The sequence below is a fragment of the Candidatus Neomarinimicrobiota bacterium genome, assembly GCA_022567655.1.
Classification (GTDB): Bacteria; Fidelibacterota; SORT01; order SORT01; family SORT01; genus JADFGO01.
Genome location: JADFGO010000095.1, coordinates 1 through 7929 on the forward strand (window position 1 = coordinate 1; position 7929 = coordinate 7929).

Sequence of the window (7929 nt, forward strand, 5' to 3'; positions counted from 1 at the left end):
CGCAATCATCAAGCGGAAAGATAAAGCCTGAACTTCCCCCAAAATATCAGGTGAATCAGGGTGATAGTCGCCATGTAAATTCCTCTTCATTAGCCCAGCCATAAATGGCTGGGCTATCTCATACAACTCACTAATATTTTCCATTTTACTAATAGTATAGAGACTATCTAGGTGTTATTTGAGCGCGGTCATGGCGAGCGAAGTCTCGCTGAAAGCGGTGGCGCTGACTCGCACTCTATGTGTCACTCTGATTCCCGAAGCTTCGGGACGAAGAGTCCCGGACAAATGAGCGCATCCTGCAAATCTGTTCCTTATAGCGGGACTACTATTAACCCTCCTTAAATATGCGGCGAGTCTCAAACCCGCGCCTACAAAACCTCCGTCACCCTGAGCGCCCGCCCGACGAATGTCAGGCGGGAAGTCGAAGGGTATAACTCTTTCATATTATGCTTCGTCTCCCTCACCAGAGGCTCCCCGGAGCGCTCAGCATGACGGTAATAGTTTAAATTCATTTTCTCAAGGCTGATTTTGAAAAACGGCTTTCCGGAATATGCTTGTCAAATTCCACCTTCAGTATCACCCATTCTGTTCCCCTGCTGTTTGATTTCAATTCATCCTTAAACACCCATACTTTCGGGTACCACCTGTCACCTATCTGCATTATCTCCTTTATGCTTAAGGACTTGATCAATTTTCCGCTTTTTGCGAAGAGCTCTTCCCGCAGCGGTATCATTCGTTCTTTGTCTATCCACACCTTTCTTGAATTATACGCCAGTCCATCCCGCCTCGCACTGAGTAAGATAACCCAGCAATCTTTGCCGTCGATAGATTCTTGATCTACTATCGTGGATTCATAATCGTCATACAATTTGGGGTCTTCCATCATGTCTTCGTATGAAAGGTCGGAACCCATGACGGACTGTCGAAGCATATGCCCCGATATCTGAATAATCCGATCTGTTTGCGGGGAGTAGGTCCACATGTTGTTTTTTATTTTAAGCATCTTTGTGCCTTTTTCACGAGCCGGCGCGAGGTATTCGGTAAAAGCCTTATCCCGTCCTAACATCCACGATCTTGATGAAATTGTTCTACTCGCCCTTCTACCGTGTACTATCATCTTGCTTTCAAGTATTGTTGTCTTCGCTGACATGTTTCTGTCGACTGCCCTAATTATCTCACCGGCATCCGGCTGCGTTTGGGCTGATAAAAAAACCGCATAACTTGACTGCAAAAGAAAAACCACAAAATATTTTTTCAAGTTTCCAACTCCTTAAAGAGCTGCGAAAGCTCCCTCTTGTATATCCCTCTTCCTGCCAACGCTGTTCCCAGCATCGAAGCGAATATACCCGGAATGATTCCCACATATAATGTTCCTTGTGTGATCTGCGCTCTCATCACACCGGAGATCAGCATATTATATCCTTCCATCAGATCAGAATAATCTATTCCGACTTCCTGAAGATAATACACTATCGATAATCCGCCTATCATGCCGAGTATCGTTCCTATGACGCCGATTATCGCAGATTCGATTAACAGAGTTCGGAAGACGTGTCCTTTCGTTTCTCCCATTGCGAGCCGAATCCCGATCTCGCCGTATCGCCGGAGTCCGTTCATCAGGCCGAAGTTCCATACCACGAGCACGACGAGAAAAACAAAGATGCCGACGATGAACGCTATATAGATGTTCGCTCTGTCCATAATCAAACCGATGTCGTTTTGGTCCCTTAGCTGTATCATCAAAAACCCGAACTCGCCTGTCCGTTGACGAGTCAGGAACTCACTTTTAACGAACCCGCTGCGTTCGACGTGGTAGAGTTCATCTCTGAATATTCCGAGTATTTCCGAAGCGGCATCATCCATATCAAGAGCCATGCGCGCCCCTTCAATATCGACAACAAAGGCACTCCTGTCCATTACGGGAATCCCGAAGTGGAGCGTACCGGATATTTTGAAATTGAATGTGGTTAGACTACCCCACATTGTCGATCCGACAAGAGTTACGATATCTCCCGGTTCAACTCCGAGCTTCAGTGCGAACCTGTCGCTCAACAGAGCTTCTTCCGGTGACTCCGGCAGCCTCCCGCGTACGAGAGATTTCGAAATACCCGTTAGGTCCGCCTGCCTCGAACCCTGCGAAAGCAGATCGATCCCGAGACCCAAGGCGGGCGATTGCACTTTGGTCTCACCATTTTCGTCCGGCACGTCGATCAGACCGCCCAATTTTATTCTCGGTGTCCAGAGGATATCGGGATACCGTTGATTCAAGTCGTCGAGCAGTGAATCAACGCCGATTATCGCAAGATCGTTCGGAGCCATATCGCTCAGTTCATCGTAAGCGCGGGTCATGATCTTCAGGTGACCGGCATCCAGCATGGCATTTGCGCGGATGAAATCGTTAAATATTCCCGCCATCAGCCCTACCATCATAACAGAGAACGTCACACCGAGAAATATGACTATCAAACTGAAAACACTCCTTATTTTGTCTCTGACTACGCCTTTTAATAAAAACCCGATCATTTAGTTTATCTTTCCCCGCAGCGCTTCCGTGGGTGTCATTTTAGCTATTTTTCGGGTCGGCAGAAAACTCACAACGGTTACGATACCGGCGACAAGCAGTGTTGTGCCTAAGATCAATTCTCCTCCGAAAACGGGATATAGACTGCCGCTGCTGACTACTCCCGCCTCGTCTCCGTAAGGTAACGATATTCCCCTGGTCGCAAGATAATAAAAGAGCGGCGTTCCGTACAGCGCCCCTACGAAGAGCGCGAATACACTGTGCAGTCCACCCTCAAGGGTAAACAGGCCTATCACTCGATTTCTCGTCATACCCAGAGCCATGTATGTGCCGATCTCCTTTTTACGGCGAAATATCGAAAGAACCTGCGAGTTGAATATCCCCAGTCCCGCCATGATAAGAAGCAATCCAAAAATAGTATTAGCCCATACCTTGTCAGCTTCGATCGCAGCATCTATGTCCTTCAAAAAATATCCGATATCCCTGTAAATCCACTCATTCAATCCCGATTCATGTGCATAATCCGTGTTCATTACAACATAGGTTGCCTCTCCCGGCATCCGGAGCAGCTCCCGCATTTTCTCGAGCGAGAGCCAGATTTGCCCCCTATCCAGCCGAAAATTGTCAAGCTGAATTACCTCCGCCACCTCGAATTCGTCAGCATCATATGTGCCCATTGCATCGAGCCATCTGACTGTGAACACGCTCCCCTTTTCCAAACCGGTTTTTTTCGCCATTCCGCTGCCGATTATTGCAGGAATATAACTTCCGTTATACGTACTTAAAGCCTGCACCGGCATCCTTACCGTCTCTTGATGAGGATTTATTCCTTTAAATGTACCAACGGAACTTCTGCCGTTCATGTAGAAAGTCGCCTGTCTGATAAGAACCGGCATTGCCTCTCCACTCTCCACATATTTAAGCAGATCAGCAGGGATCTCACCATGACTATCCTCTATGGTCAGCGGATCGAACTGATCGTATTCAGGATGCCACTGCTGCCCGCCAGCTACTTCCGTGTCGAGCATTATCCGTTTTGAATCTTCTCTCATTCCGTCGTACATCGCGTTAAAAAATATTATGACTGTAAACGAAAACGATGTAACGATTACGTTGAGCCAGGTTCGCATGCCGGCGCCGAGCAGGTTTTTAACCGCCAACTTGAGAGTGACCATCAGTTGTTCTCCACAAATTCGGGACTCTCTATCCGGTCGTCGCTTTCGATCTTGCCATCCACGAGATTCAATATTCTTGACAGGTATCCCATTACCTTTTCATCGTGCGTGGCAAAGATGAACGTAGTGCCTAATTCTTTGTTAAGTTTCAATAGTATTTTCATTATTCTGTGAGAGTTCTTAGCGTCCAAATTTGCCGTCGGCTCGTCGGCTATCACCATCGGCGGGCGCTTTACTATTGAGCGCGCTATTGCTACCCGCTGGCTTTCGCCCCCGCTCAGCTGTGCGGGACGTGATTTGATTTTGTCAGGCAGGTCTACCCATTCGATAGCCTCTCTGACCAATCTGTCTCTATTTTCAGAATCCATGTCTAAGAGCAGTAGTGGAAATTCTACGTTTTCATAAACGGTGTAAACAGGGAGTAAGTTGTAACCCTGAAATATGAACCCGATGCCTGTTCTCCGTAAATCCGCGAGTTCCTTATTTGATTTCCCTTTTAGCGGCGCGCCCAGCACGCTTACCGACCCCTCGGTCGGTGAATCAAGACCGCCGATTATATTCAGCAACGTTGTTTTCCCGGATCCGGAAGGACCTACAAGCCCCGTGAATTCACCTGCTCTGATATTTGTCGTTATCCCTTTCAGCGCCCTGAAAGATCTATTCGCAATCGGGAAATCCTTTACAAGATCGACGATCTCAACGATATTTTCATTCGCCATTCGGTTGCTCCATCAATGATTGTATACTAATACAGCCTGAAAACCCGTACCGAAGCCGGCGTTTCCGGCTCCCGAAAGCTCAACCTCGGTGAACTCATCCCGTTTCGGGTTGTCGAACAGTATCAAATTCACCGTTAAATTATCGTAAGTTCTCGATATTTTTAAAAAATTAAACATCCTTTCCCCGTCCCAATCGTATTCAAAAATTAAAGCAACCTGATCGAATATTCCAATCGGATAATTCATCATGAATGCCGTAAACTCCCTGTTGAATTGGGTCCTCAGAAACTTTGATTCGACCCTGTCGAACATATGTTCCGCTAATAGATAAAGTCCATTTCCAACAGATAGCGTATAATCTCCGCCTATCATGTAAACGCTGCGGTCAATACGATAAAAAGGATTTCCCCCTGACGACTTTGCAACAACAGCTTCCGCCCATATCCCGATTACAACGTCGGCACGTATGTCTATGCCATACCTGTCTTCCTGAGACGACTGATGCACAAACGGCATCCCGGAATTGTCAGGAATCTTGTCTCCTTCGTAACCGGGGCGATGATGGTATGTCAGCCCCAGCTCCCCCACAACCGGAACCGGTAACTCGATCCGCCCTCCCGGTGAGAACAATTCAGAATTCTCCGGATGGACAGCCCACCCCCAATACGTAACATCATGCTTACCGAAATACCGGAAACGCGCTGACGTCACCGCATCGGTCTGCCCCGTAGGGTCCTTTGGGTCTAAACTGTCGAACCACCTGAGCGGTCTGAGAATCAATCCGGGTCCGAACGCTATCTTCTGTAGACCATATCTGAACTCGACCGATTCAGAACTGTAACGTACCCAGAGTCGATGAAATTCGCTGCTTCCATCTGTTCCCTTATTTCCACTCCCGAAGAATCCATCGAACTGAACGTTCAAATTTAATGCAGCCTCGAAATCAATTCCTTCGAACAGACTCTGCTCGGGATAAACCGATAGGGTCGGTATGTAACCGATAAGTTGATCGATATTAGAGCGTTCTGCTGACGGGTCGTTTGAGGCATTAACGCTAAAGGATAATTGACCCCGTAAATCCCACTGCTGGGGATAGCCTGACGAAGAGAAAATTAAAACACCCAGAAAAATGCAGACAGATTTTCCCCCTATTATCCGATTATGCTGCAATAACCACTCTCCGGTTTATTCAATGTTTCAGATCTAGCTGCATTTCGATATTTCCCCTTTCGTAATCAGGGTTCTGACCGAGGCGCTTTGTCTGAAATCCGTATTTCTTATATAAATTTATTGCAGGTTCTAATATCGTATTTGAAACGATCAATATTTTGTCCGCGCCTTTTTCACGAGCGCCTTCTATCGATGCTTCCATCAGCAGATTACCGTAGCCCTTCCCTCTTGAGTCAGCGTCAACAGCCATTTTTGCGATCTCATATACGCCCTCTTCATGAAATATTAGAGCGCATGCGCCTTTGACTTTACCGTCCTCAACTACAAAATAAATTTCACCTCCGGGCTCTATGATATATTCACGGGGGTTATTAAGATGTTTCTTGTCAAAATCCTCCACTTTGAAATACATTTCGATCCATTCCAAGTTCAGCCGCTTAAAATCAGCCGCATATCTCTCATCGAAAGTTTCGACCTCTACATCGTCGGGTAAGTTCATTCGTAAAGTTTTCCGGTTAGGCAGTTTCTCACGAAATTGCGCCCCGCTAAAGTATCATTTACGGCATTCAATAGCAATTTAAGCGCTGAAATTTTCAGTTCCTTGCACGAAAATCGGTAGACACTATTTCGTCTGCACACTATATTTTTCTCATGAATTTACCGAGATACGGTCAGATGGTCAACACGATGAGAGAGTCCGATCCGTCCTATGACGGAAAGTTTTACGTTGGGGTTTTGACTACCGGGATTTACTGTCTTCCTTCATGTAAAGCCAAACTTCCCAAACTCGGAAACGTCGTCTTTTTTAACACACGGGAAGAAGCCATTGCAGCCGGTCTTCGCGGTTGTAAACGGTGCAAATCCGAACGCTACCCCGATGTGCTTCCTGAATGGCTGCCGGCAGTGATAAACTTCATGAAAACCCGGCGCGGTGAAAAATTGAATGAAAATCTGCTTATGGATATGACAGGTACAAACATTTCCACCGTTCGGAGGTATTTCAAGATCCATCTCGATTCGACTCCGTTGGCGTTTCACAGAAAGATTCGTCTAAAATACGCGAGAGAATTACTCGAAGACGGCAATGACTATCTCACGGCCTGTTTCGAGAGCGGATTCGAATCGTTCAGCGGGTTCCGCGATGCCTTTCTGAAAGAATTCGGAACTTCCCCGGGAGAGATTCATGCCGACCGATAAAATAATCTATTCGAACTTGCAAAGCCCTTTAGGCGAGATGATCGGCGGTGCTACGGATGAAGGAGTATGTTTTCTGGAATGGCATGACCGGGGCGGGGTTGAACATATATTGTCCCGCGTACGGAAACGGTATAAGAAAGACCTTGTTCAGGGGATTTCCGGACACCTTCTTAAACTGCAATCTCAACTTGATGATTATTTTTACAGGTCGCTAAAGCAATTCAGTGTCAGGATCGACGTCTCGGGTACGGCGTTTGAAATGGATGTCTGGAATCAATTGGAGAAGATACCCTACGGTGAGACCCGGAGCTATGGTGAGATCGCCCATAAGATTGGAAAGCCCGGCGCCTCTCGTGCGGTCGGCAGGGCAAACGGGGCGAATTATTTATCTATTTTAATCCCCTGTCACCGGGTAATTGAATCCGGCGGAAACCTGCATGGCTATGGGGGAGGGCTCTGGCGTAAGAAACAGCTCCTCGAACTTGAAAGCAGCAGCTTCTCAAGATATAAGGGGCTGACGCCGATCTGCTCTTATAATATGTAGATGAAACTGAATGCCGGATCAGGTACTTCTCTCACTGAATTAGAACTCCGCCGGCTCAATCATATTATGTCATCAAGCGTTATTTCCGTTGTGAAAACGGTCAGTGCTCTTCCGCTTACTTTTACTTTTTCCGGCTCGCCATCCGATATTTCAACAACGACATCTACGTATCCGGGGCGGCCCATTGCCACTCCCTGCTCTCCCCTGAACCTGAATTCCTTCCCGTCATGTTCGACGAGCCTGTTGTGAACTAAATACGCTCCGAGCGGACCGTTCCCGTTTCCTGTAACAGGATCCTCGTTTATACCGATGGCAGGCGCAAACATTCGCGCTGTTGTCAATATATCTTCTCGTCCTGTATCGAATGTAAAAGAGAAATAAGCGGGACAATTAATTGCTTTGCTGATTTCTTTTAACCGGGGCAGAGATGGTTCCAGAGAATTCAACAGCTCCGAACTCTGTAATCCGAGCATGACTTTCGGTCCACCAGTCGACACTATCTGAACCGGACAATTCTCATATAAATCAGATGAACTGATACCAAACGCGGACAGAATTTCCTCCGTCACATCCCTGTCGAGAATATCCGAAATCTCAACTTTT

The 7929-nt window shown here is 47.0% G+C and carries 9 protein-coding genes; 2 read left to right on the plus strand and 7 right to left on the minus strand.

Annotation, left to right across the window (positions count from 1 at the left end; genetic code table 11):
• Positions 1-508: 508 nt before the first annotated feature.
• From IID12_08815 to IID12_08840, 6 genes are all read right to left on the minus strand, one after another.
• A complete protein-coding gene (locus IID12_08815; protein MCH8289190.1) occupies positions 509-1150 on the minus strand; it encodes an outer membrane lipoprotein-sorting protein in 642 nt (213 codons plus the stop codon).
• Between the two features lie 104 nt (positions 1151-1254).
• Positions 1255-2523 carry an ABC transporter permease gene (locus IID12_08820; GenBank protein ID MCH8289191.1) on the minus strand — a complete coding sequence of 423 codons (1269 nt, stop codon included), beginning with the start codon at positions 2521-2523 and terminating at the stop codon, positions 1255-1257.
• A complete protein-coding gene (locus IID12_08825) occupies positions 2524-3696 on the minus strand; it encodes an FtsX-like permease family protein (protein ID MCH8289192.1) in 1173 nt (390 codons plus the stop codon).
• Positions 3696-4415 carry an ABC transporter ATP-binding protein gene (locus IID12_08830; protein ID MCH8289193.1) on the minus strand — a complete coding sequence of 240 codons (720 nt, stop codon included), beginning with the start codon at positions 4413-4415 and terminating at the stop codon, positions 3696-3698. The genes IID12_08825 and IID12_08830 overlap by 1 nt, the downstream gene beginning before the upstream one ends.
• Positions 4416-4427: 12 nt before the next feature.
• Positions 4428-5585: a hypothetical protein gene (locus IID12_08835; GenBank protein ID MCH8289194.1), complete on the minus strand. Its 1158-nt coding sequence runs from the start codon at positions 5583-5585 to the stop codon at positions 4428-4430.
• 19 nt (positions 5586-5604) lie between these two features.
• Positions 5605-6084 (minus strand): GNAT family N-acetyltransferase, encoded by a 480-nt coding sequence (locus IID12_08840; protein ID MCH8289195.1) that lies wholly within the window; start codon positions 6082-6084, stop codon positions 5605-5607.
• Positions 6085-6260: 176 nt separating this feature from the next.
• Between IID12_08840 and IID12_08845 the strand changes: the two genes are divergently transcribed.
• Both IID12_08845 and IID12_08850 read left to right on the plus strand, forming a co-directional pair.
• The gene (locus IID12_08845; protein ID MCH8289196.1) at positions 6261-6782 is read left to right on the plus strand and encodes a methylphosphotriester-DNA--protein-cysteine methyltransferase family protein; all 522 of its coding nucleotides are present in this window, start codon (positions 6261-6263) and stop codon (positions 6780-6782) included.
• 37 nt (positions 6783-6819) lie between these two features.
• Complete coding sequence (locus tag IID12_08850) at positions 6820-7326, plus strand: methylated-DNA--[protein]-cysteine S-methyltransferase (protein MCH8289197.1); 507 nt, start codon at positions 6820-6822, stop codon at positions 7324-7326.
• 59 nt (positions 7327-7385) lie between these two features.
• On the opposite strand, the gene IID12_08855 is transcribed toward IID12_08850, so the two are convergent.
• The coding region (locus IID12_08855; GenBank protein ID MCH8289198.1) for a PhzF family phenazine biosynthesis isomerase at positions 7386-7929 on the minus strand (544 nt) is incomplete at its 5' end.